Below are 26,071 nucleotides of genomic sequence, written 5' to 3' on the forward strand. Positions count from 1 at the left end.
TCCTGTTTAACTAGCAAATCCCATTATATGTTTCTACCTGCGTGATAACCGCTTTGTTCTAACTTCACAATTAGTTTTTCTTTGTTATCTGTAGAGTGCAGTCCCTAGAGCCACCCGCCGAATCTTCGATAAGCTCTCTCCTCGTCACCTGAACGTTCAGGTCTGGCGCTATCCGATATTGGTCTATATACCTCCTTTGTAAATATATTCCGTAGAAACATAAACAATCATACAATTAAAAGTAGGTACTTGTCAACAAAAATCTAAAAACCGAAAATTGGTCTAGTTCTTTAAAGTTGTAAAAAAAGAATCTAGTACACTCATAGTAAGAGAAAGTACTAGATTCTTAATAATAAAAAAATATCCGTTCTATTTATAGAACCTTATCAATTTGTTATTTATTGGAATGGATTATAAAACCGGCCACCATTCACATGGAACAACCAGAAACTGATTCCTAATAAGCATAAGGCAAGTATCATTACCGAAAAATCACGCAGATGAAAAGGTTGTTGCGCATACCACGTTCGATTTTTCTTTTGACCAAAACGCCTTAATTCCATAGCGGTACTCACAGTTTCAATTCGATCTAAACTAGATAGGATTAAGGGTAAAACGATTTGTGCTACGCCTTTGATTCGTTGGCCTAACCGTCCCTTTTTAGACATCTCATAACCTCGCGCTTGTTGTGCTAAAGAAATATTAAAAAAATCTTCTTGGATATCGGGAATATAACGAATAGCCAGCGCTACTGCATAACTAATCCGATAACTCACACCAATTCGATTCAAGCTGGAGGCAAATTCACTAGGATTTGTTGTTAATAAAAAGATTAATGCCAACGGAATCGTACAGAAATATTTTAAAACTAAATTAAATTCATAAAATAATTCTTCTTGTGTCAAAGTAAACTGTCCGATTCCTTCCCAAATCACGGTACGTGATTGATATAAATCAACCCCATATTCAGGTGCAAAAAGGTAAACCGTTAAGATATTTAACAAAGAAAAAATAGCAATAAATTTAATAACAAAAGATATTTGATGCCATTTAATATTTGATAATTTTAACAAAACAAGCGAAACCACAGACATTCCTAACAGATAACGAGTATCATACGTGGTCATACAAGCCACAGAGACAACGATTAAAAAGACTAATTTGCTTGTGCCATTTAAGCGATGAATCCAGGTTGAATCAGGATGATAGCCTAACATTTGTCGTTCACTCATCCAAAACGCACCTCACGATCGTAAGCAACAAATTTTTCCGTAAATAGCAAGGGATTTTCCAAGCCTAACGCTTTAGCAAAGGTAAACAAGCTCGTTTCTTTTAAAGAAGCTGCTTGAATTAATTTTTCATCTGTTAAAACAGCAACTGGAGTCGCATCTGCTAGTAAACGTCCATCACAAACTACTAACGCACGTGTTGTATATTCCAACATTAAGTGCATATCGTGAGTGATCATTAAAATAGTCACACCTAAGCGGTTCAATTCTTCTAAAAATGTCATCATTTCTGTATAATGTTTAAAATCTTGCCCAGCTGTTGGTTCATCTAAAATTAATAATTCAGGTTCTAAAACTAAGATTGATGCAATAGTTACCCGTTTTTTCTGCCCAAAACTCAACGCAGAAATCGGCCAGTTCCGGAAGGGATACAGCCCACAAATATGTAAAATATTCGTCACACGTTCCTCAATTTCTGCTTGTGGCACATCTCGTAAAACTAATCCTAAAGCTACTTCTTCAAAAATCATTTTTTTAGAAATCATTTGATTGGGATTTTGCATCACATAACCAATTTTATCTGCACGTTCTTTGATTGAATAATTGGAAAAATCCTGTCCCTCCCATAAAATCTTGCCCGATTGAGGCGTGATGAACCCGCAAATTATTTTAGAAAGTGTAGACTTCCCGGCACCATTTTTTCCTACAATGCTGATCATTTCTCCATGATGAATAGTTACTGAGAAGTCATCTAACACTTTTTCACCGTGACGATCATATTGATAGGACACTTGTTCCAAACGTAATAGTTCAGCTCCTTTGACTGCACTAACTGAACTAGGTTGGACAGACCACTGTGTCATTTTAGGCAAAACCGTTTCGCCTGATACTTCGGCTAATTTGTCTAAATGACTAACTTGTGTTAAATCAATCCCAGCATATTTCATGGCTGTAACGTACAAAGGTTCACGAATCCCTTGTTGGGTCAACGTATCTTGACGTAACAATTCATCTGGTGTTGTGTCAGAAATAATTGCGCCCTCATTCATGACAATAATTCGATCAACTGATTCGCAAAGAACGTCCTCTAAGCGATGTTCTATTATTAAAACAGTCGCTTTTGTTTCTTGTTGAATGGTGTCAATCAAAGTCATTGTTTCTTGTCCCGCTCGTGGGTCAAGATTAGCCAAAGGTTCATCAAAAAGTAAAATTTTTGATTGGTTAATTAGAACGCCCGCCATAGATACACGTTGTTTTTGACCACCTGACAAATCTTGTGGACGGTGTTGCAATAACTGATTCAGTTCAACAATCTCGGACCATTTGTGGACCGCTTTTTTCATTTCTGCTTGTTCAACTGCATCGTTTTCTAAAGCAAAAGCAATATCCTCAGCAACCGTTAAGCCGATAAATTGCCCATCGGTATCTTGCAAAACAGTTCCTACATCAAAAGACAAATCAAATAGACTTGTTTCTTGGATATTTTTACCAGCAACCGTAGCTGTTCCTTGAATTTCACCTTCATAAATATTGGGAATTAACCCGTTGATACATTGCGCCAATGTTGATTTACCACTACCACTAGGCCCAACGATTAAAACCTTTTCTCCTTCATAGATGGTTAATTGAATCCCCTTTAATGTCGGTTCAGATTGGCTATGATATTGAAAGGAAAAATTATTAAAAGTAATGATTGGTTTTTTCATTCGGCCTCACCTCAGTTTCTCCATAAAAGAAAGGGTCTGAGCATTAGCAAAGTAATTACTAGGGCAGACCCTTAACCATTTAAATTATTTCGACAGTTTCTTAATCTTTTGATAAACTGCCTTTCTTTGTTCTTGTTGATGCATAAGCTTTCATCAACAATGTTCCAATAATCCCCACAGCGACAATATTTGAAACAGTCGCGAATACGCCTTGTGTAAACACTTTACTTGCGGGTTCACTATAAATCAAAATATCCAAGCTAGGCGCGATTAAGCCCCAAACGACGATATTGCCAAAGGCTTGGAAAATATTGAAACGCACCATGTCATTTGTTGTAAATTCACCATGTTGAAGATCCATTTTACGACCAGCGAAGCCAAAAATAATACCAATAATTCCTGAACAAATAATCCAGCTCCACCAAGCGCTACCATACGTGGTAAAATCTTTTAATGTGTGACCGATCAAACCAATTAGCCCTCCAGCTACTGGTCCAAAAACAACTGACATTAAAGCAAGAAATGGATACGACGTTTCTAAGTTCGTATTAGGAATCCCAGTTGGAATTACAACGAATCGACCTAAAATAACAAAAACTGCAGAGCCAATTCCAATTGCTACAATTGTCTTGACGGACATTTTTTCTTTCATTTCGCTCCTCCATTCTATAACTCCATTGATTTACAGCCGCTCCCTTCTTGATTTTATCAAATAAAAAAAGAAGATACGCGGTGCATCTTACTTCTAAAATAGTACCCTTTTAACCGCTCTATGTCAATGATAGACGGAGCTTATTAGCTATTTTCTTTTTTTGATTTCCAACAAAGAAACCAGACACTTAACGCAAGCTAGCATTAAGTGTCTGGTTTCTAATTGGTTCTTATTCAACGCCGATTTCTGCACGTACTACTTCAGCAATTTTATCAACGTAATAATCAACTTTTTCTTGTGTTGGCGCTTCGGCCATCACACGTAACAATGGTTCTGTTCCAGAAGGACGAACTAAAATACGACCTTCGCCATTCATTTCTGCTTCTGCTTGTTCGACAACTGCTTTGATTGCCGGAACTTCCATTGCACCATTTTTATCTGTGACACGAATATTGACTAATTTTTGTGGATAAATCGTCACTTCATCCGCTAATTCAGATAATTTTTTGCCCGTTTGCTTCATAACATTCAACAATTGAATCCCTGAAAGCATACCATCACCTGTTGTGTTGTAATCTAAAAAGATCATGTGACCAGATTGTTCGCCACCAAAATTGTAATCATTTTTACGCATTTCTTCTACAACATAGCGATCACCCACTTGCGTTACCACATCTTTTAAGCCAATTTCTTCTACAGCTTTATGGAAACCTAGATTACTCATCACCGTTGTAACGATTGTATCTTTTTTCAAACGTTTTTTCTCAGCTAAATATTTAGCACAAATATACATGATTTTATCACCATCGATAATTCGTCCTAATTCATCGACTGCAATAATTCTATCGCCGTCGCCATCGAAAGCCAAACCAGCATCTGCGCCTTTTTCAACAACCATTTCTGCCAAAGCTTCAGGATGAGTGGAACCCACACCATCATTGATATTCAATCCATTAGGACTTGTTCCCATTGTATAGAAATCTGTCTCTAAATCCGCGAAGACACGATTGACTGCTGTTGCAGTTGCTCCGTTGGCCGCATCTAAACAAACAGTCATATCTGCTAAATCGCCAGGAATACTTTGAACTAAAAATTGCGAATATTTTAGTAAGCCTTCTGGAAATTCATCTAATGAGCCTAAGCCTTCTGCAGAAGGTCTTGGTAAGGTGTCTTCTTCTGCGTCTAACAATGCTTCAATTTCTGCTTCTTGATCGTCTACTAATTTGAAGCCATCTGCCCCAAAAAACTTAATCCCATTGTCTTCCGCAGGATTATGTGAAGCTGAAATCATTACGCCAGCGGATGCTTTTTGTAAACGAGTAAGATATGCTACACCAGGTGTTGAAATCACCCCTAATTGGAAAACTTCAATCCCGACTGATAATAACCCGGCAATCAATGCTTGTTCCAACATCTCACCTGAAATACGTGTATCGCGGCCTACGAGAACACGAGGTTTTCTTGAACTATCTTCATGTTGACTCAACACATAACCACCGTAACGCCCTAATTTAAAGGCTAATTCAGGTGTTAACTCCTTATTTGCAATTCCTCTTACACCATCTGTTCCAAAATATTTACCCATTTTGATTCTCCTTAGTCACTTGATTCTCTGTATTTTCAGTTGAACCAGCAGTTGTACTTTCTACTGTTGATCCCTCACTTGTTGTTTCAGAAGTATTTGATTCTACTTGACTGGATGTACTTGGTTGTACTGCTTGGCTACCTGAGCCAACCGTTGTTGAACTTGCAGGTTCCTCTGAAGTTTCATTTGTATTTGATGACTGTTGTTGATTGTACACGGGGCTCAAAGAAACGTCAACCTCATCTGGTGTAACTACGTATTCTCCATTAACGGGAATAGTCACTGATTGTTTTGTTTCTTTGCGAATATCAGAAATATCTACCGGTACCTCAATTGATTCTAGCGTATCTAAAATTGATTGCGGGCCACTGACCCTAACTTGGTACGTTGATAAACTATAATTGTAATGAGCGATCCCAGCAGGTGGCGTACCTGTCATACTAACATTCAGTGGTACATCTTTTGTTGGCGCAGTTAAGCCTACTGTTACTTTGACTTGTGGTGCTGGATTTTCGATACTTAGGACTTGACCTTTGGCATCTAGCGCTTGAACATTTACCGTTTGTTTAATCGTATCAATTGTTTGTTTGGCACTTGAGACTGGCGCAATCACTTTGTCAATTGCTTTCGCTGTTTCTTCTCCAGTTGTTACTTCTACGGTTTTCGGATCTACAGAAATATTTTTTACTTTGTAGCCTTCTTTTTCAATGTTATCAGAAAGTTGTGCTTCTACATCGAATTTTTTTGTTACTCTCTTTTCAATCGTTACAGTCACTGTTTTCGGTTCAATTTCAGCTGTAACAGCTGAACTTAGTCCCCGAACTGTCAAAGGCACTTCCGAAGTCCCTAATGGCAATTTGGTTAAGTCTGCGACCACTTGGAAATTTCGCGTGTCAGCATTTGATTCCATGTTTAATTGAATGCGGTTCGCACTACGCAAATGAACATTCACACTCTCTTCAAATCCAGAGACATAATATTTGTCTTTATCGTATTGGACTTGGACAGGAATATTATTCAATGTTTCACTATACGTTTGGCTTGAACCTGAATTGGAGGGATTATTGCCTGTTGCATTGGCATTAAAAAATAACAACAATGCAAACAGCAATGAAAGCAAACCATTAAACCAGCTTTTTTGGGAGGCTTTTCTCATTTGCGTTTAACCCCCTTTGTTACATCATCGATAAAATGCTGCAAAGCACTTTTTTTATCTTCCGATGATTCCGAAATTAACTCCTTACGCAAAATTGTTAAATACTCTTCTTGCGTTAGTCCAGGAATTAATTCATTGTTCAACGTCAAACTAACGTCACCAGTTTCTTCAGAAACAACAATCGTAATGGCGTCACTGACTTCACTGATACCGACTGCGGCTCTATGGCGCGTTCCAAATTCTTTTGGAATTAAATTGCTTTCTGATAGCGGTAAATACGCACTAGCAACAGCAATTTTTTCATTTTTGATAATCACTGCACCATCATGTAGTGGTGTATTTGGAATGAAAATATTAATCAGTAATTCACCAGTAATATCGGCATCCAAATCAATACCTGTCTCAATGTATTCATCTAAACCAGTATTGCGTTCAATGGTTATCAAAGCACCAATTTTCCGTTTTGACATGTACTGAATGGCTTTGTCAAAGGCCTGAATAATACGCTCATCTTCTTGTTGCGCACCTTTATTCGGGCGGAAAAACGAACTTCTCCCTAGATGTTCCAGCCCTCTTCGCACTTCTGGTTGAAAAATAACAACCGCGGCGATTACACCATACATAATGACTTGATTCATTAACCAAGATAATGTATGTAGACCAATTATCTCGCTTAGAATGCGGATAATGATAAAAACAGCGACACCTTTTAATAGTTGAACTGCTTTTGTTCCACGAACAAGCATGATTAATTTGTAAACGAGGTACCATACGACTAGGATATCTATGATATTGATAACAAAATCCTTAGATAAGAAATCCGTTGAGATGACTTGCTGCCAATAATTCAAATCTAATAATTGATTCAATTGAAACGACATCATACCCCTCACTTCTCTCTCAAGATTTCCTAACAAGTATACCACATTATTTTCTTTCATCACAGAACGCAAGCGGAAACATCAAAAAAATTTAGGAACTTTTTCAAATAACTTGAAATTTTTCATCAAAAAATCGCATTTCTAACTAAAAAACGTGTCCAAGCAAAAAGCTCAGACACGTTTTTTTGATTTCTATTTAATCTTGCTCACGTTGTTTTCTCTTGGCTGCTCGTTCTGCGCGGCGGGCAGCCCTTCTTGCTTCCACTTCCGGATCAACTACGCGTTCTTTTTTCACTCGTGGCTTCTCGTTCTCTGGCGCAGTTATTTCTGGTTCACTTTGTTTTTCAAGTTTTGCTCGAATTTTTTCTTCTTGACCAGCTAAACGAGCATAATTATAGAACCGTCTCTTAGCATCATTAATTGTTTTATTAAATAACAATTCCGCTGTATCTGGTTGACTAGATTCTAAGGACGCAAAGCGAACTTGTTGGCGCATAAACTCTTTCATTAATGAAAAATCTGGTTTTTTGAAATCCAGTGTCATTGGTTCTTTGCCTTTTTCTCGCAATAATGGATTATAGCGATATAAAGACCAGTAACCTGAATGAACTGCGTCTTTCGCTTCTTTCAACGTTTGACTCATCCCACCTGCTAAACCATGTGTAATACATGGTGTATAAGCAATAATAATCGATGGTCCAGGGAATTTTTCCGCTTCTTCAAAAGCTTTAATCGTCTGCATTTGGTTTGCACCTGAGGCAATTTGAGCGACATAGACATTTTCATAAGTCATTGCCATCATCCCTAAATCTTTTTTAGAGGCATATTTCCCACTGGCAGCAAATTTCGCAATCGCTGATGCCGGAGTTGCTTTGGAAGTTTGGCCACCTGTATTGGAATAGACTTCATTATCTAAAACTAACATATTTACATCCGCGCCACTAGCTAACACGTGGTCAATACCGCCGTAGCCAATATCGTAAGCCCAGCCGTCCCCACCAATCATCCACTGACTTGGTTTGACAAAAAGATCTTGATCGTCATAAATTGCTTCCAATAAAGGTTGATTTGTTTTTTCTTCAAGCAAAGCTGCACGTAATTTAGCTGCACGTTGTTGCGTACCTTCACTTTCGGACAGATGTGCTATCCAATCTTCCATCAATAAACGTAAAGAATCACTGGCTACAGAAAAAGCTTCGGTCATTTTACTAGCTAAACGTTCGCGACGCGCTTGCGTTGCTAACAACATGCCGTAACCAAACTCGGCATTATCCTCTAAAAGAGAATTTGACCAAGCTGGACCTTGTCCTTGTTCATTCGTAGTGTAAGGTGTCACACCCGCTGCAGCACCCCAAATCGATGAGCAACCTGTTGCATTAGCAATCAGCATTCGGTCACCAAACATTTGCGTCAATAATTTAACATAAGGCGTTTCGCCGCAACCAGAACAAGCACCAGAAAACTCTAATAAAGGTTTATTAAATTGCGAACCTAAAACAGTATTCGGTTTTGCTGGGTTTTCCTTTTGACGTAACGTCATAGCAAACGCCCAATTCATAGCCTGTTCTTTTTCTTCTTCATAAGGTTTCATTACTAAAGCTTTGCCTTTAGCTGGACAGGCTTCAACACAAAGACCACAGCCAGTACAATCTTTGACTGAGACTTGGATACGATACTTCAAGCCGTCGGCACCACGTAGATCACGCACAATGAACCCTTCTGGCGCTTCAGTCATTTCTTCTTCATCTGCTAAGAATGGTCGTATCGCCGCATGAGGACATACAAAGGCACACTCATTACACATAGTACATCGATCGCTAATCCACTCGGGTACTTCTAATGCAACTCCACGTTTTTCAACTGCCGCAGTTCCCAAAGGCATCCGCCCATCTGTCATCCCATTTTTCGCTAGTGTCGCAACAGATAACGCATTCCCTTCTTGACGATTAATCGGTTCAACAATTTCATGAACAAAATCACTAACATTTTCTGAACGTTTTCGCGGTTGAACTTCAAGCGTTCTCCACTCTGCTGGAACAGTTACCTGATGCAACAATTCAACGGTCTTATCGATTGCTTGAATATTTTTTTCGACAACTTTCATGGACTTATGACCATAACTTTTCAGTGCTTCTTCTTTTAAAATTGGCAACACTTGCTCAAAAGGCATAATTTCCGCTAATTTGAAGAAAGCTGTTTCCATCGCGGTATTAATTCGCCCGCCTAGTCCGACTTCACTAGCTAATTTCACTGCATTGATTGTATAAAACTGAATCTCATTTTCAGCTAGATACCGTTTTAATTGATTGGGTAAAAATCGTGCTAGTTGTTCATCATTCCAAATGGTATTTAAGAGGAAAGTCCCGCCTTTTTTTAACCCTTTTACTAAATCATAAGTATGCAAATAAGCGGCTGTATGACAAGCCACAAAATCAGAATGTTCAATGAGGTACGTTGAACGAATAGGCGTCTCGCCAAAACGTAAATGAGAAACGGTCAACCCGCCTGATTTTTTTGAATCATAATAGAAAAAGCCTTGTGCATACTTGTCTGTATGATCACCGATAATCTTAATTGCTGACTTGTTCGCCCCTACTGTCCCATCAGAACCAAAGCCCCAAAATTTAGCTTGATAGGTTTTCGGATTCGTCAAATCAAGTGGTTTGCCAACTTCTAATGAAGTATAAGTTAAATCATCATCAATCCCAATTGTAAAACGCTTCTTCATGGCAGAACGTTCTTTCATTAATTCATCAAAAACCGCAACAATTTGATTTGGCAGCACATCTTTAGAACCTAAACCATAGCGCCCACCAATAATTGTTGGGCGAATGTCCGCTTCATACATCGCACTTTGGACATCCAATAATAACGGTTCGCCACCAGCACCGGGCTCTTTCGTCCGATCCAAGACAGCAATTGCTTTAACTGATTGTGGTATTTTTTCAAGAAATGTTTCAACTGGAAATGGCCGATAAAGATGGACATTAAGAAAACCAACTTTTCTTCCTTGTTCTTGTAAATAATCAACCGTCTGTTCAATTGTTTGTGCAACTGAACCCATTGTGACAATCACTTCTTCTGCATCTTCTGCGCCATAATACGTCACCAAATCATAATTGGTTCCCCGTAACCGGTTAATTTCTGTCATATATTTTTGAACAATACCAGGTAATTTTTCATAATAAGGATTTATTGTTTCTCGTTGTTGAAAGTGAATATCTGGATTTTGGTTCATTCCACTAACGGAAGGGTGATTCGGGTTCATGCTCCGACGACGAAATTCGGCTAATTTCTCTTGATTTACTAAGGGTGCTAATTCTTCATAGTCAAGAACTGCCACTTTTTGAATTTCATGACTTGTTCTAAAGCCATCAAAAAAGTTCATAAATGGAACACTCGCTTCAATCGAAGCTAAGTGAGCCACTGGTGCCAAATCCATCACTTCTTGTACACTGCTTTCTGACAACATAGCAAAGCCTGTTTGGCGTGCGGCCATTACGTCTCCTTGATCACCAAAAATATTTAAAGCATTCGTGGTTAAAGCTCGGCTCGCCACATGAAAAACAGATGGTAATAGTTCTCCAGCTATTTTGTACATATTAGGAATCATTAAAAGTAACCCTTGTGAAGCCGTATAGGTCGTGGTAAGCGCGCCTGTTTTTAAAGAGCCATGGACCACGCCGGCAGCACCAGCTTCCGATTGCATTTCGACTACTTTCACAGGTTGACCAAAGATATTTTTCTTACCTTCGGCCGACCACTGATCAACAAGCTCAGCCATTGTTGAACTTGGTGTTATTGGATAAATGGCTGCTAATTCTGTAAAAGCATAGGAAATATAAGCTGCTGCAGCATTTCCATCCATTGTTTTCATTTTCCGCATGTTTTTCTCATCCTTTATATCTAAAAAATAGAATAGTTGCACGCATATTCTTGTTTATTATAGCGTAAAAACCAAACATTTGAAACATTTTTCACAAACATTCTTTAGAGTTTCCTTTTCCAGTTACAAATTATCTCTATGTTTTTATATATAATTAGTTTATAATAACAACTGAAAATAACGATCTACAGAAAGGGAGAATATGTTGAAAACTCTTCAAAAAAATAAATTTATTATCCTTGCTTTTTTACTACTAACCATCATTTTTTATTTTATCCCTTACGCTCACGATGAATGGATGTGGGGAAGTCAAGAAGGGCTTGATTTATTAAAAAACGGCTTTCAAGGATACAATGGACGCTACTTTGGAAATATCTTCGCTTTAATTATTACTCGTAGTGTTTTAATTAAAAGCTTGTTTATGAGTGGCACGATTCTATTATTACTTACAGTACTAACAAAATTCACTAACCTAAGTTTAGATAGAAAAACAACTGCAAATAAAAAATTTCTTTTGATTTTTAGCCTAGCTCTGCTTATATTAATTCCCACAAAACTTTTTCAACAAACTTATGGATGGCCGGCAGCTTTTGTGAACTTCGTTCCTCCTGTCATTAGTTTAGTGGTTTTTTTCATAATAGTGAATTACTTATTTACTAATGAAACAGCTAATTTAAAACACCCTGTTCTAACAGGTATTGTTTTAAGTTTAGGGACTCAATTTTTTTCTGAAAACATCAGCGTTTATATCACATTCCTTGCGATTGCTTTATGTATTTATTCTTGGAAAACCAGAAAGATGATTGATTCGTTCTTACTTGCTTTTCTAGTTACAAGTTTCCTTAGTTTGATTATTATGATAATTAATCCAGCCTACTTAAATGCTGCCAATAATACTGATGGCTATAAAAAAATCAATTTATCGCTTTCATATTTTTACTATAAAACAATTGGACCGATGGCAGAAAATATTTTTCATCAAAATCGTTTCATTAATCTTTGTATAGCAACGTTAACTTTATTAATCTCTAAAAAACAAGATAAAGATATTTTACAATCAAAGACAATGGAGCTTATAAATAAAGGAGCCCTATTTTTTATAAGTACTTATACGGTTTTCTCTGTCTTTATTTACCCTTATTTCACAATATCCTATAATCGTAGTCAAGATTTCACTGCACTATTAGCTTTACTATACTACCTTTCAATATTTATATTTATACTCATTCAATTTAAAGGTAATTTAAAAGCAAAACTACTTTTCTTGTTCTTATCTATCGTATGTACAGCTGGGCCTCTTTTCATTGCTGAGCCCATCGGTCCTCGGTCATTTTATATTACTTACGTTTTTTGGATTATACTTATTTTGCAATTTATCGCTTATTATTTTAATTTACAAAGTGAAGCAGAAAACAACCATGAAATACTGTTTATAACGAAAATTCTTAAACAAGGAATTCTTATCTTATTAACCTTTTATACCTTGATGTTTGCATATACCTACAGGGTAGAACAACAGAGAAAAGAAATTATAGATGAGGCAATCGCTAATAAAGAAACTTCCGTAAAATTACCTTTATTACCAAATGGAGAATACTTTTGGGAGAAAGGAACAACCTCAGAATATTGGATACGCCGTTACAAAACATTTTATAACATTCCACAAGAAATAACGATTACATTCGTGCCGATGGAAACAAAATAAAAAAAGAGCCATAAGGCTCTTTTTTTTAGTACAACTCCAAATATTGTTCTCTTTCCCATTCAGAAACGGTTTGACGGAAGGCTGCCCATTCCATTCGTTTCGCTTCTACAAAATTGGCAAAAATGTGACGACCTAATGCATCAATCATTACTTGATCTTTACGTAATTCTTTGATGGCATTGTGTAAGGTTGATGGCAAATCTTCAATTTGTGCATGTTGACGTTCTTCCTCATTCATCACATAAATGTTACGATCAACCGCTGGCGGTGGCGTAAGTTCATTACGAATACCATCCAAACCTGCTTGTAATAAGACTGCCATTGTTAAATACGGATTCGCTGAAGGATCGACAGAACGTAACTCTAAACGAGTCGATAAACCACGAGACTCAGGAACTCGAATGAGTGGTGAACGATTTCTGCCGCTCCAAGCTACATAAACAGGTGCTTCATAACCTGGTACCAAGCGTTTATAAGAGTTCACTGTTGGGTTACATACCGCAGTATAGGCACGGGCATGTTTTAATAAACCACCTAAGAAATGATACGCAGTTTGGCTTAAGCCCATCTCTCCTGACTCGTCATAAAAAACATTACCTTCTTCATTAAATAATGACATATTGCAGTGCATACCAGAACCATTAATTCCAAACAAAGGTTTTGGCATAAATGTTGCATGCAAGCCATGTTTGCGCGCAATAGTTTTCACAACTAATTTGAACGTTTGAATATTGTCACAAGCATCAACTACATCAGCATATTTAAAGTCAATTTCATGTTGACCAGGTGCTACTTCATGATGCGAAGCTTCCACTTCAAAGCCTAAACTTTCTAACTCTAAAACAATATCACGGCGACAATTTTCACCTAAATCGGTTGGCGCAAAATCAAAATAGCCACCTTTATCATTCAAATCAGTGGTAATTTCACCATTCTCATCTAATTTAAATAGGAAAAATTCTGGTTCTGGTCCTAAGTTAAACGAAGTAAAGCCTAATTCTTTCATATCTGCTAAGGCGCGTTTTAAATTACCGCGGGGATCTCCGGCAAAAGGGGTACCATCAGGATTGTAAATATCACAAATTAAGCGCGCAACTTTTCCATGGTCGCTTTCCCACGGAAAAATCATCCATGTAGATAGATCAGGGTATAAATACATGTCACTTTCTTCGATACGAACGAATCCTTCAATGGATGACCCATCAAACATCATTTTATTATCTAATACTTTATCTAGCTGACTCACAGGAACTTCAACATTTTTAATTGTTCCCATAATGTCGGTAAACATTAGTCGTAAAAAACGTACGTTTTCTTCTTCTGCAATATGTTTAATCTCTTCTGCCGTTTTGGCTTTTCTTGTCATCGGTCTGATCCCCATCCTTCATTTTTATTGGCTGCTGAAACGTTAAAGCCTTGGTACATTCGATTGGAACGGATTTTGCTGAGTAAGTCCTCCTTGCGAAAGGATTTCGTCGTATAAAATCTGACGAACATCTGCATCGGTTAACGGACGAGTTGCCTCGGCGGTGTTTTTTTGTTCCTCTAATTTCATTTCATACACACGCTTAATCCCTGCCATGTTCAATCCATCAGATAAATAATCTTTAATTTCTAACAAAACATCAATATCATTTAAAGAATACATGCGTCGGTTGCCCTCACTACGTTCTGGATGAATCAATCCCTGTTCTTCATAGTAGCGAATTTGTCGAGCGGTCAAATCCGTTAGTTTCATAACTGTACCAATTGGAAAAACTGACATGGAACGGCGTAACTCTTTTTCTCTCATCTCCATCCTCCTCTCTTAGTTATTTCTTAGAATAACAATAGAATGACAAATTGTCAAGAACTTATGTTATATTTTCTGACATAAAACAAAAACCTGATAAATATGGACTTTCACATCTTTTCATGGCTGATTTTCTCCTGCTAACCAAAAAAATAGAAATGATTTGTTTTTACAAATCATTTCTAATCAACTTACCATTTTTTATTCTTTTTCGGATTCAGCCAACCATTTAGACTCTTTTTTCGCAAAGCCTTTCACGATATACCGATTTTCATTTTCAGCATATTCTTCTGAAATCATTAGTGTCATCCGGCGAAGTTCACTTAATAGCTGTCCGTCAGTTGGGCTAATTTCTAATTGATAAGGCTCGAGTAATTCCATCATTTGGGCACGGATAGCTTGAACCAGTCGTTCTTTATCTTCAGAAATTTTAGTTGAGATCAATACATTGGGAAATAAGGTTGGGACAAATTCTTTGCTGTCCACTTGATCTCTTTTATTATAAACCGTCAAGCATGGAATATTTTCCAACGCTAATTCTTTAATCAATGTTTGAACTGTGCGTTCATGTTGTAACCGATCTGGCGCACTTGCATCCACCACATGGAGCAGTAAATCCATCGTCCGACTTTCTTCCAATGTCGACTGAAAGGCTTCAATCAGTTGTGTTGGTAAATCTTGAATGAAGCCGACCGTATCGGTCAGCGTAACTTCCATGCCTTGAGGCAATTGCCATTTTTTAGTTAAAGGATCTAACGTTGCAAACAATTGATCCTCTGAATAAGTTCCTGCTGTTGTCAACATGTTGAGAATGGTTGATTTGCCAGCATTGGTATAACCAATCAAGCCAATTTGAAATAGTTCTGAATTTTGTCTTTTCTGGCGGCTTCGTTCACGATGAGCAGTGACTTCTTTTAACTCACGACGGATGCCTAAGATTTTATTCCGAATGTGTCGGCGGTCCGACTCTAATTTCGTTTCACCAGGCCCGCGTGTCCCAATACCTCCTCCAAGTCGTGACAACTGTTTTCCTTGACCAGCCAAGCGAGGCAATAAATAATCCAATTGTGCTAATTCAACTTGTAACTTTCCTTCTTTGGAGCGCGCACGCAAAGCAAAGATATCCAAAATTAATTGTACACGATCAATTACTCGCACAGCTAACGCTTCAGATAACAGTTGATTTTGACGCGGTGTGAGCTCATGATTAAAAATCACAAGATCCGCTTCATAGGCATCTGTTAATTGAATTAATTCTTCCAATTTCCCCTTACCGATTACGGTTTGTCGATCAACTTGTGGTCGTTTTTGTGTTAAAACAAACACCACTTCTCCATTAGCGGTTTCCGTTAAATTCGCCAGTTCTTCCATTGATGCAGAAAATGTCTGATAATTTTTTTCCGTCTCAACTCCTACTAGAATCACTTTTTCATGAGTGGTCATCGCCTACTCACTCTCCTTCTGTTGTAGCCATTGCGCTACTTCTTTTTCCAACTTGGGCAAATCTGTTGGCTGTTGAACCAAATCCCACCAATGCGCAGCCATGCGATTTCTAAACCAAGTCAATTGACGTTTGGCATATCGCCGCGATTGCTGTTTGACTGTTTCAACCGCCATCTCTAATGATTGTTCACCGGAAAAATACGGGAAAAATTCTTTATAGCCAATACCTTGAGCTGCTTGTGCATGTGGTTGCTGAAACATCTGTTTTGCTTCTTCCACCAGCCCTTCTGTCATCATTTGATCCACCCGCTGATTAATACGTTCATATAATAAAGCGCGATCTGTTTCCAAACCTAACAAATAATAATCATAGAGACGAGCTGGTTTTTCCTTCGGGGTCAAAATACTATAACCTGTTTTATCAAAGACCTCTAACGCACGAATGACTTTTTTGCGATTATTAAAATGAATGCTGTCAGCCGCTAGAGGATCCTTTTGTTGTAATAACTGCCATAAAGCTTGATTCCCTTTTTCTTCCGCAAATAAATTGTACGTTTCTCTAATTTCAGGCGAGTCATCTATCTCACGACTTCCTAGTTGAAAATCATAAAGGAGTGATTGAATATACAAACCTGTTCCTCCAACGATAATTGGTAGTTTCCCTTTTTCAGTAATTTCTTTGATTTTTTGACGACCCTCTTTCTGAAAATCAGCGGCAGAATATGTTTCGCTGACTTCACGGCAATCAATTAAATAGTGAGGAATTCCTTCTTTTTCTGTTTCTGTGACTTTAGCGGTGCCAATGTCTAACGAGCGATAAACTTGCATGGAGTCACCGCTAATAATTTCACCATTAAATTTTTTTGCTAAAGCAATACTTAATGCTGTTTTCCCCACCGCGGTGGGTCCTACAATAACTAATACTTTCTCCAATTATGTTTCTCCTTCTTCTTGCCAATTTTGACGAGCAAATTTTGCTTCTTCAGGAAAATCTGTATGAACGCCTGCCAATTTTAGCTGAAAACAATTTTCCATTTCTTCCATCCGATTAACAGTCCACGGCCGCAGCGGTTTGCCAATTGCGATAAGTTCTTTTTCATGAGCCAACACCCAAGACATTTTTGGATGTAAACTATCGACAAGCGCGAATGCCGGTCCCGCTTGACTTAAATCCTCTGCAGATTCATAAATAAAGGCAATTTCTGTCTTAGGATCAGCTTTTTTTAATTTAACTAAACTCGGAAAATAAAAACTGGAATATAAATAACGAAACGGCCAGTTTTTTTGCTTCATTTGTTGGACGACTTTTTTCTCAATTCCTTCATAATGGATAATATCCGTTTTAAGTTCAATATTCAAAAAACCATTGAATTGTTCTTCTACAAGACAATTTAAAACATCTTCCAATGTTGGAACACATTGAACAGAAGAATTTTTCTGAAACCAGCTTCCAGCATCTAGTTGTTTTAATTCGTTTAATGTTAACTGTTGGATTTCACCATGACCATCTGTTGTACGATCCACCGTTTCATCGTGCATAACGATTAAATAACCATCTTTAGAAAGATGAACATCTAATTCAATTCCTTCAGCACCAACACGAACAGCCTCTCTGAAAGCAATACACGTATTTTCAGGATGGGTGCCTTTACTTCCTCGATGTGCAATAATATCTGTCATGCTCTCACTCCAATCTTGTTTATTGTACCATTGGAGTGAGGTGGGTTCAAATATAGGAAAAACGAGATACAGTCATTCGACTACTACCTCGTTTTTTATAAGTAAAATGAATATATTCATTAATCAATCTCTTTTAACTCTGATTCTTTAGTCTCATTTTTCTTTGGCAAACTGTATATATTTTCTACAAAATACAAGGGACGTTTCTTAGTCTCTAAAAATACACGGCCAACATACTCCCCTAAAATCCCTACAGAAATCAATTGGCAGCCACCTAAAAATAATATCATAATCATTAGCGAAGGGAAGCCTGATGTGTCCGCTCCAAATATCAATGTTTTAATTAATACATATATCATGTAAATAAACGCAACAAAAGAAACTAAAAAGCCAAAATACATTGAAATCTTTAAAGGAGCCGTTGTATAAGAAGTAATTCCTTCAATTGCCAATTTCAATAATGCGCCAAAACTCCATTTTGTTTCACCATGTAATCTCTCATCCGCATCAAATTCAATTGCAACCTTTTTGAAGCCTACCCAATTATATAACCCCTTCGTATAACGTTGAGATTCTCTCATTTGCTTCAGCGCCTCTACTACCTTGCGATCAAGTAACCGGTAATCTCCTGCATCTGGTAAAACAGGCGTATTGGCTAGTTTTCCTAATACTTTATAAAACCATTTAGAGGATGTTTTTTTGAACCATGACTCCCCTTTGCGTTGATTTCTTTTAGCATAGACATCTTCATAACCTTGCTGCCAAAGATCAATCATATCAATAATTGTAGCTGGCGGATGTTGTAAATCAGCATCCATTGTAATAACAGCATCATGTGTAGAATAATCAAAGCCCGCACTCATTGCTATCTCTTTTCCATAATTCCTGGACAAATCAATTAAAGAAACATTGTCCGTTTGCTCAATTAATGATAAAACTTCACTTACAGTGTTATCTTTACTTCCATCATTAATGAATAGTATTTCAAAATCAACTTCATCTCTTTTTTCTTCTAAAGTTTCATTTAATTTTTTATATAGAGGACGTATATTATTTGCTTCATTATACGCGGGTATTGAAATTAAAATTTTCTTTTTCACAGGTTAAATCCCCCAAATTTAATACTTGCATACAAATTTTAGCATACCATATTAAACTTTTTTTATCTATGACTACTTCGTACAAATTACTTGAAAACTTCTTGAGAGCTGATAGTTCTCAAGAAGTTTTATTTATTCTTTTAATTCATAATTAACATATTTATCCAAACCGGACTGAATACTATATTTCGGTTCATAACCAATGGCACGTAATTTAGATATATCCGCTAAGGAATCTTTGATGTCCCCAGCTCGCGCTTCTTTGTATTCAACTGGCAAAGTGACTTTCATAATATCATTTAAAGAAGAAATTAACTCATTTAAATCGGTTGCTTTCCCAGTCCCGACATTATACACTTCCCCAAGTGATTGGTCAGAATGAGCGACAAGATTCAACGCTTGAACCACGTCCTCAACAAAGACAAAATCACGGGATTGTTTTCCATCGCCAAAGATATTGAATGTCACTTCTTGATTGGCTAATAAGCGTTTGTAAGAGTCCATCACAATCGAAATAACGCCAGAATAAGGGGAATTAGGATTTTGGTTTGGCCCGTAAACGTTAAAGAAGCGAACAGCGCTTGTTGGAACATCATATAAATGACAATAGTTTAACACATATTTTTCAGAAGCAAATTTATCCACTGCATAAGGCGTTAATGGACGAATTACTGATTCTTCCTGTTTTGGTAAAGTTGGCTCATCACCATAAACCGCTGCAGAAGAAGCAAACACCAAACGTTTTAAATCTTTCTGGTATTTCCGAATTAATTCCAGTAATTGTAACACACTCTCAAAATTGACTTGGTGTGTTTCCACTGGACGTGCTACTGAATCTGCTACACTAGCAATCGCTGCTAAGTGAAAAATGTAATCGAACTGATACTCTTGCAGTACTTTTTCCATTAATTGTTGATCAATCACGCTACCTTCAATGAACGTGATATTTTCAGATGTGTTTAAATTTTCAGTTTGGCCCATTGATAAATCATCAATGACCACAACTTGATTGTCTTTACTATAATAATTTGCTAAGGTTGAGCCGATAAAGCCGGCGCCGCCTGTGATTAGGAATGTTTCCACTTTATTAATAACTCCTTACTATCTTAGTTAAATATACCCAATAGTTTTATTATTTAATTAAAATTGATACACCATCAAACAATTCGACAGTTCTGCTGATTTAATAACTTTTGCTTGTTGGTTGGCATATTTAGATCTTCAACCTAATTTTACCACATTTTCTATTGTCTTTGATGGTTTTAAATATATGACATGCTGTTTTTTACTTATTTGAAATTTTAATAACAGCTATCTTGTTTTCTTTTTTCAAATTTGCTGTATACAAAGCTTCGTTTAACCCTCATTTGTCCATCCAACCTAATATTTTACTGTTAACCATTATTTTTGGCACGCTCTAAACAACTACTCGTATATTTACCCTACGTTTGATTTTCACTGATCAGTTATAGTTATGCGACTCAAGGATTATGTCGTAGTTAAGAGCGCTATTCCCATTTGCAACACTCCCCGTATAATCAGCTTTAACATTAAAAAGCGCTCCATTCATTCTATGCTATATAAATAGCTAATCATATTTGCTTTGCAACAGGCTCATAAAGATAGCTATCCTTATGAGCCTCACCCTAGATGAGAAGGAGAAAGCATTGTTTGAGTAAGTCAAAGTGGTTGGAAATAGTGTCTAACATTAAAGTATTCCCTAGCTTTCAACTGATTCACAAAAGTGATTGAGTTATTCGCTAACTGTCCATCATTCATAGTAGTATATTCTGCATCGTTTGCCATAATCGTATCTTTAAATTACTGCATCTACAAAGCAGTTTACTTCTCGAGTGGCTTGGCTCTGATTAGCAAATACACTAAAATAATATCCAGAAATCTCTAATCTAACTTCTTGTGCATTTTTAATTTGTGTTGAAGCCGTTTCTCTCATAATAATGATTGCTTTGGTTAATCTTAACAGCCCACTCCTCCTTCACACTATATTTCTTCATAGTTTGCAGTTAAATATATGTTCCGTGGATACATATCGACAAAATTTTGGGTGGTTTATTAGTCCTGTTACATTAATTAGCCCCATAAGTACATCTTTCTATAGAATGATCAGCTCTTGCTTTTTAAGCTACTTCCCATTAGCATATCTTCATTTAACTTGAAGCTTAGCTCATTTTCTAAATCAGTATCTTTCTATTGATTTGAAGAGTTTCCTAAACTTGAAAGCTCTTCAGATATAAACAAAGTTTCGGTAGTTTTTTCAATGGCTGTTAACAATTCGTTATCACTTAAATTTGTTTCTTTCATTTCAGTCGTAGTAACTTCTTAGTACGGTTCTACGTAATTATCTGCTGATGTAGCTCACTTGAATTCTCTGTAGTTTATGAAAAATTTATTTTTATAACTGTTGAATGTTCTATCTCTTTTTTATGGGACTTACGGAAATCAGCAATACGAGTATTTGAAAACAGAGCTCCTACCATTAATAATGTGTCCATTGACAGATTTTTTATTTAAGTAAATATCTTTGTATCTTTCTACTCCGTAATTTTGATTTCTTTTTTATACCTATTGTTACTGTAGTGATTTTCTAACACTTTTATCGAACGGTCAAGAACTAGTATATTTTATTTATTCAAATTCAATACTTTATTTAAAAAAATGAAAAATTTTTCTATTAAATCAGAAAAATTCTCCATTTTCTCAAATTATTTTTTTCGCTTAATTATTTTTATGAATTGTTCGATAAAATTTGAAACAATATCTTTGTTAAAAAACATTAATGCAATAAACATTATAAATTCAATAACCATTAATAATCCGGCATCTACTAAAAACAACAAAATAAATTGAATAAGTAAAATCATATGATTGCCTATTAGCCTTGACCAATCTATTTTTATATGAACAAATGATCGAGTATCATAAATTCTTACCATCCAGCCAGCGAAGAGACTGATGGCTGATGCTATCCCGATACCCATTAAGCCAAATGCTGAAATAAAAATATAATTACAAATAATACTTAAGATACCTGATATTATAGATGTATTCATTAAACCTTTTGTTTTTTTCTCGGCAACGTAAAATTGACCATAAAATCCAATGAATCCTGAATAAATAGCAGATAATAATAGTAAAGGCGTTACTTGCCAACTATCATAATAAGCTTTAGCAACTAAATTGGCTGTAAAAAATTTTAAAAAGACAAGAATTCCTGAAGCCACTGTAAATAGCAGAAATGAATATACCTTAAATATTTGTCCGTGAAATTCGTGTTTATTTTTAGAATCTTTTTCTTCCACTAATGAAATTTGCCATGCCTGAGAAAAAACAGATTGAATCATAGAAATTAGAGAGGGAATTTTGTTAGCTACAGCGTAAAGACCATTTGCACCTGCACCTAAAAAAAACAAAATAAAATATCTGCTTGAGCTGTTAACAAACCACCAAAGAACATCATTTGGAATAGTAGGCAATGAAAAAATCAACATATCTTTCATATACGTAAAATCTACAGCTGATAATTTTAAATAACTAAAATAAGGTGTTGTTATTAACAGATATATTAAAGAAACAATTTCTGCCACTACTAAAGCAAGTAAATACCCTTGCAAGCCCATATGAAAATTAACTAAAAAGAGAATGTTAGTAACGCCAATAACTGCTGTCTTTAACATTCCGTTGAATGCAAATACTTTTACTTGTCCATTTCCTCTAGCAAACTGAGCTAAAATCTGTGTTAAAATTTGTAGAGATAATAATAAAACAAAATAGATTAACGCATTTTCCAAAACATTAAAAAAAGACAATGCAACATATAAAGCAAAGGATAAGACGATTCCTATTAATGAAATCACAGCTGAGTTTGACACTACAATACTTTTATTTGCATTCTTATCTAAAGTAAATCGTAAAACTGCTACAGCAATTCCACCAGAAACAATTGGCAGTAACAAGCTAGTCGTCGTTGTAACCAAATCTACAATTCCATACTCTGTAGTAGTTAAATAGTATGTGTATAGAGGAACCAAGATAAATGAAATCATCTTACTTCCTAAATTACCTGCAGCAAAAACAACTGAGTTCCCAGCAAGCTTCTTATATTTTCCCATAGCAATCAATGCCTCCATTATAGAAAGGAATAGCTACCTTGTTGAACTACCCCTAAATAATACCTTTATTTAAATTCTTTTGATAGATAGACAATTCTTCCTAAAAATAACCAGAATATTAAGGAACCGATGGAGTTTACTAAAATAATGTCATTTAAAAACATTCCTGAAACTGCCACAGCTAAAACACTTAATACATAGGTAGCATACCCTTGTTGAAAGAAATTATTAACTTTACTAAAAGAAAAAGCTACAATTTCAATAATTCTCGATACAAAAAAGCTAACAAAAGTTACAACTCCTAAAGATCCAGTAGATGCCAACAAATTAATATATGAATTATGTGTATATTTTTGTGTTTTAGCAATAAACGTTTGTGGCAACATATCTGATGCGTAAGGTAACATGTTCCTAGGAGAAACCCCTACTAACCAACTTGATTTAAATAATTCGATACCACTTTTCCAAAGTGCCAAACGCCCATTCGAAATATCATCGTTATTTTCAACATCTGGACGAGTTAAATCAACTGGTTTTTCTTTGACTGGATTTTTTGTTTTCACTTCATTAAATAGTTCAGGAATATAAGAAAGAATCCATTTAAACAAATCAACAGATAAATAGATTATTCCACAACCTACTAAAGATAACAAAATTGCACATAAAAATTTCACAAGAACATGCTGCTTGTTTATTCTTTTAGAATAAAAAACTTTAAAGAAGGAATAAACGAAGAAAACAGATATTAAGACTAACACTCCAGTCCTAGATCCTGACAACACAATATATAAGAACTGTAAAATAATATTTATTTTCAGTAATAAACCAAGCCATTTATTTCCATAACTTTTTCTGACTAGATATGCAAAAGAGAGTATAATAACAACCACACAAACAGTTGAACCAAAGTTAGGGTCTTCAAAAACCCCAAACAGTCGGCCTTCATAGAAACCTATACGTAGGAAACGAGATCTTGTTTGTAGGTGAACAGTATAACTATATTGAAAGAAAAACATTATTAAAGAAACTAACGCTAAGACAAACCATACACTTGTTAGTAAACCAGTGAATTTTTTGATTAATCTTGGAAAAATTTCGTTGTCTTGTGTGACTTCGTAAACAACTAAAAAATAAATAGATTGCCAAACTAACAATTTAATATTTCCTGTAATTCCATATCTTCTATTAACAATTGAAGAAATAAATATTACAACCAAAAAACCAATTAACCACCAATTATAATTCCACTTCTTTTTACCACGTACAATGTTGACTAAATCAATTAATATTATAATACTACCAAAAATTGCACCCGCAGCATATAGAAGATTATCAACAATAGATGGCAATAAACTGTATGGCCCTATTGCTCTGAACATCAACAGAATTAACATAAAAAGAATATAATACTCTTTGCTTAACTGATTAAACCTTTGCACATTTGATTTCATTAAATTTCCTCCTATCATTTCACCTGATCAATTTCTTGAAGGATTCGATCCCCTATATCTTGACTTGCATGACCAGTTTCAAAAACATTATATATTTTTTTGAAGCGTTCAACTTTTTCAAGATAATCACTATTAGAAAATTTATAAACTTGGTTTATTAATTCTTCTTGATTTGTTGAAACTGGAAAAGGTAAATTATCCAAATCAATCAGTAAGCCTCTATCTTTAGAGTACTCTTTATAGTCATACGCATAAATAAAACATTTTTTTTCTGAAATCAGTGCTTCTCCTGAGCTAGAAGAATAATCAGTTATTAATGTATCTGTAGCACATAAAAGTTCCTGCATATCTTCATAATCAGATGCATCGATAATATTTTGAGGAAGGCTTCCCCCTAAAATTCTTTCTTTATTTTTTGTGTCGTTGGGATGTAAACGCACTAGCATTACATAGGAATTTTTAAATCTCTTTTCAAAAGTTTGCGTTAGTCGTTCCAAAAATGTTATGTCCACTTCTAAATCATATCCTTGACGAAATGTCGGTGCGTACATCACAATTTTTTTATGATAATCTATATTGTAGTGATCATAGACTTTACGGACCAGTCTCTCATCATAGTTAATAAATATATCACCACGTGGTGTACCATTTCTAAACATTTCACCTTCATACCAGAAATTATACGGAACATCCGAAATCGTATTGGCACTTTCAAAAATCAATAAATCACACATCTTAGAATCTTTTTTTGCTCGTTTGACATATTTAGGTGGTAGTTTATCCTCCACTAAACGTTCCATCATTTTCAGAGAGAAACTTGCATGCCATGTTTGAATATAAAACTGATTCTTTCTCTTTTTAGGATATATATTTTTACGACAATTATCTATCCAGATTTTTGCTGTATGTAGCTCATACAATGCTCTAAATGAAGTCAAGGATACCAACCTTATAGAAGATGGAAAAGCTTGCGCGTTCTTCACCCGTTTTTCATCAATAAGCCATACAATATCTAATGCTTCGTTTTGACTAAGTAAATATTCACAAATGTACTTTGGATTGTCTCCATACCCCTGTCCGTTAAAATTACTAACAACAATTTTATTTCTTTTTATTGGAACAAAAAACAAAACAGGATAACAGATATAAAAAAAGGTTGTCCTAATAATTCTGGGAATTACTCTTTTCCGCCAGTAGTTTATTTCATTTTTATACTTTTGTTTCATTTTAGCACTCCAGTTCTTTGCTATCGGATGAAATAACAAGATTCCTTATTTAAAATCTTTTAGTTCTTTTTTTATTTGAGTAGTTGAAATCTCAGGAGTTCTTTCTAAATAAGCAACTTCAACACCCGTTTCTTCAGCTAAATAGTCAAATTTACCTTCCCAGTCGTTCCCCATTACAAAGGTATCAATATCATATAATTTCATATCTTTTACTTTTTGATCCCAGTTTTCTTCTGGAATAACTAAGTCAACGTAACGGATGCCTTCTAATATAGATTTCCGTTCTTCATAGGAAAAATAACAGACTTTGTCTTTACTATTGAGATTAAATTCATCTGTAGACAAACCAACAATCAAATAATCTCCTTTTGACTTAGCTCTCTTTAAAAGATTTACGTGCCCGTAATGCAATAAATCAAATGTCCCATATGTTATTACTCTTTTCATAA

The 26,071-nt window shown here is 35.7% G+C and carries 19 protein-coding genes; 1 reads left to right on the forward strand and 18 read right to left on the reverse strand.

Translation table 11 applies throughout. The features are described 5' to 3' along the window. Nucleotides 1–398: 398 nt before the first annotated feature. The 7 genes from IGL56_RS08205 to nifJ form a co-directional block, all read right to left on the reverse strand. The gene (locus tag IGL56_RS08205; RefSeq protein ID WP_065813924.1) at nucleotides 399–1,232 is read right to left on the reverse strand and encodes an energy-coupling factor transporter transmembrane component T family protein; all 834 of its coding nucleotides are present in this window, start codon (nucleotides 1,230–1,232) and stop codon (nucleotides 399–401) included. Continuing rightward, complete coding sequence (locus tag IGL56_RS08210) at nucleotides 1,229–2,935, reverse strand: ABC transporter ATP-binding protein (protein WP_002356938.1); 1,707 nt, start codon at nucleotides 2,933–2,935, stop codon at nucleotides 1,229–1,231. Before IGL56_RS08210 ends, IGL56_RS08205 begins: the two co-directional genes overlap by 4 nt. A 100-nt stretch (nucleotides 2,936–3,035) precedes the next feature. Beyond that, nucleotides 3,036–3,587 carry an ECF-type riboflavin transporter substrate-binding protein gene (locus IGL56_RS08215; RefSeq protein ID WP_002356937.1) on the reverse strand — a complete coding sequence of 184 codons (552 nt, stop codon included), beginning with the start codon at nucleotides 3,585–3,587 and terminating at the stop codon, nucleotides 3,036–3,038. 229 nt (nucleotides 3,588–3,816) lie between these two features. After that, on the reverse strand, nucleotides 3,817–5,172 hold the full coding sequence (glmM, locus tag IGL56_RS08220; protein ID WP_002356936.1) for a phosphoglucosamine mutase: 1,356 nt from the start codon (nucleotides 5,170–5,172) through the stop codon (nucleotides 3,817–3,819). Beyond that, nucleotides 5,165–6,328, reverse strand: a complete 1,164-nt coding sequence (locus IGL56_RS08225; protein ID WP_002356934.1) for a CdaR family protein — start codon at nucleotides 6,326–6,328, stop codon at nucleotides 5,165–5,167. The genes glmM and IGL56_RS08225 overlap by 8 nt, the downstream gene beginning before the upstream one ends. After that, on the reverse strand, nucleotides 6,325–7,209 hold the full coding sequence (gene cdaA / locus IGL56_RS08230; RefSeq protein ID WP_002389035.1) for a diadenylate cyclase CdaA: 885 nt from the start codon (nucleotides 7,207–7,209) through the stop codon (nucleotides 6,325–6,327). Before cdaA ends, IGL56_RS08225 begins: the two co-directional genes overlap by 4 nt. A 196-nt stretch (nucleotides 7,210–7,405) precedes the next feature. Next, nucleotides 7,406–11,137: a pyruvate:ferredoxin (flavodoxin) oxidoreductase gene (gene nifJ, locus IGL56_RS08235; RefSeq protein WP_002385805.1), complete on the reverse strand. Its 3,732-nt coding sequence runs from the start codon at nucleotides 11,135–11,137 to the stop codon at nucleotides 7,406–7,408. A 160-nt stretch (nucleotides 11,138–11,297) separates the two neighbouring features. On the opposite strand from nifJ, the gene IGL56_RS08240 reads away from it, so the two are divergent. Beyond that, nucleotides 11,298–12,800, forward strand: a complete 1,503-nt coding sequence (locus tag IGL56_RS08240; protein WP_002356931.1) for a DUF6056 family protein — start codon at nucleotides 11,298–11,300, stop codon at nucleotides 12,798–12,800. A gap of 25 nt (nucleotides 12,801–12,825) precedes the next feature. Here IGL56_RS08240 and glnA read toward each other — a convergent pair whose 3' ends face one another. The 11 genes from glnA to tagD all read right to left on the reverse strand — a co-directional run bounded on the left by glnA (nucleotide 12,826) and on the right by tagD (nucleotide 26,069). After that, nucleotides 12,826–14,166: a type I glutamate--ammonia ligase gene (gene glnA, locus IGL56_RS08245; RefSeq protein ID WP_002356929.1), complete on the reverse strand. Its 1,341-nt coding sequence runs from the start codon at nucleotides 14,164–14,166 to the stop codon at nucleotides 12,826–12,828. Nucleotides 14,167–14,208: 42 nt separating this feature from the next. After that, nucleotides 14,209–14,592: a MerR family transcriptional regulator gene (locus IGL56_RS08250; protein ID WP_002388239.1), complete on the reverse strand. Its 384-nt coding sequence runs from the start codon at nucleotides 14,590–14,592 to the stop codon at nucleotides 14,209–14,211. Between the two features lie 201 nt (nucleotides 14,593–14,793). Continuing rightward, complete coding sequence (gene hflX, locus IGL56_RS08255; protein ID WP_002356926.1) at nucleotides 14,794–16,035, reverse strand: GTPase HflX; 1,242 nt, start codon at nucleotides 16,033–16,035, stop codon at nucleotides 14,794–14,796. A 3-nt stretch (nucleotides 16,036–16,038) separates the two neighbouring features. Beyond that, entirely contained in the window at nucleotides 16,039–16,968 is a 930-nt protein-coding gene (gene miaA, locus IGL56_RS08260; RefSeq protein WP_002356925.1) for a tRNA (adenosine(37)-N6)-dimethylallyltransferase MiaA, read from the reverse strand. Then, the gene (locus IGL56_RS08265) at nucleotides 16,969–17,715 is read right to left on the reverse strand and encodes a glycerophosphodiester phosphodiesterase (RefSeq protein ID WP_002356924.1); all 747 of its coding nucleotides are present in this window, start codon (nucleotides 17,713–17,715) and stop codon (nucleotides 16,969–16,971) included. A 119-nt stretch (nucleotides 17,716–17,834) separates the two neighbouring features. Then, nucleotides 17,835–18,815 (reverse strand): glycosyltransferase family 2 protein, encoded by a 981-nt coding sequence (locus IGL56_RS08270; RefSeq protein WP_010816004.1) that lies wholly within the window; start codon nucleotides 18,813–18,815, stop codon nucleotides 17,835–17,837. Nucleotides 18,816–18,947: 132 nt separating this feature from the next. Next, entirely contained in the window at nucleotides 18,948–19,898 is a 951-nt protein-coding gene (locus tag IGL56_RS08275) for a GDP-mannose 4,6-dehydratase (protein WP_002372081.1), read from the reverse strand. Between the two features lie 1,640 nt (nucleotides 19,899–21,538). Continuing rightward, on the reverse strand, nucleotides 21,539–22,963 hold the full coding sequence (locus tag IGL56_RS08280; RefSeq protein ID WP_002385800.1) for a lipopolysaccharide biosynthesis protein: 1,425 nt from the start codon (nucleotides 22,961–22,963) through the stop codon (nucleotides 21,539–21,541). A gap of 47 nt (nucleotides 22,964–23,010) precedes the next feature. Then, nucleotides 23,011–24,396 (reverse strand): O-antigen ligase family protein, encoded by a 1,386-nt coding sequence (locus IGL56_RS08285; protein ID WP_010816005.1) that lies wholly within the window; start codon nucleotides 24,394–24,396, stop codon nucleotides 23,011–23,013. A gap of 14 nt (nucleotides 24,397–24,410) precedes the next feature. Then, nucleotides 24,411–25,622, reverse strand: a complete 1,212-nt coding sequence (locus IGL56_RS08290) for a CDP-glycerol glycerophosphotransferase family protein (protein WP_002385799.1) — start codon at nucleotides 25,620–25,622, stop codon at nucleotides 24,411–24,413. 45 nt (nucleotides 25,623–25,667) lie between these two features. Beyond that, on the reverse strand, nucleotides 25,668–26,069 hold the full coding sequence (gene tagD, locus IGL56_RS08295) for a glycerol-3-phosphate cytidylyltransferase (RefSeq protein WP_002356917.1): 402 nt from the start codon (nucleotides 26,067–26,069) through the stop codon (nucleotides 25,668–25,670). Nucleotides 26,070–26,071 lie beyond the last annotated feature (2 nt).

It is taken from the genome of Enterococcus sp. DIV1316a (assembly GCF_050536915.1).
GTDB classification, from domain to species: domain Bacteria; phylum Bacillota; class Bacilli; order Lactobacillales; family Enterococcaceae; genus Enterococcus; species Enterococcus faecalis.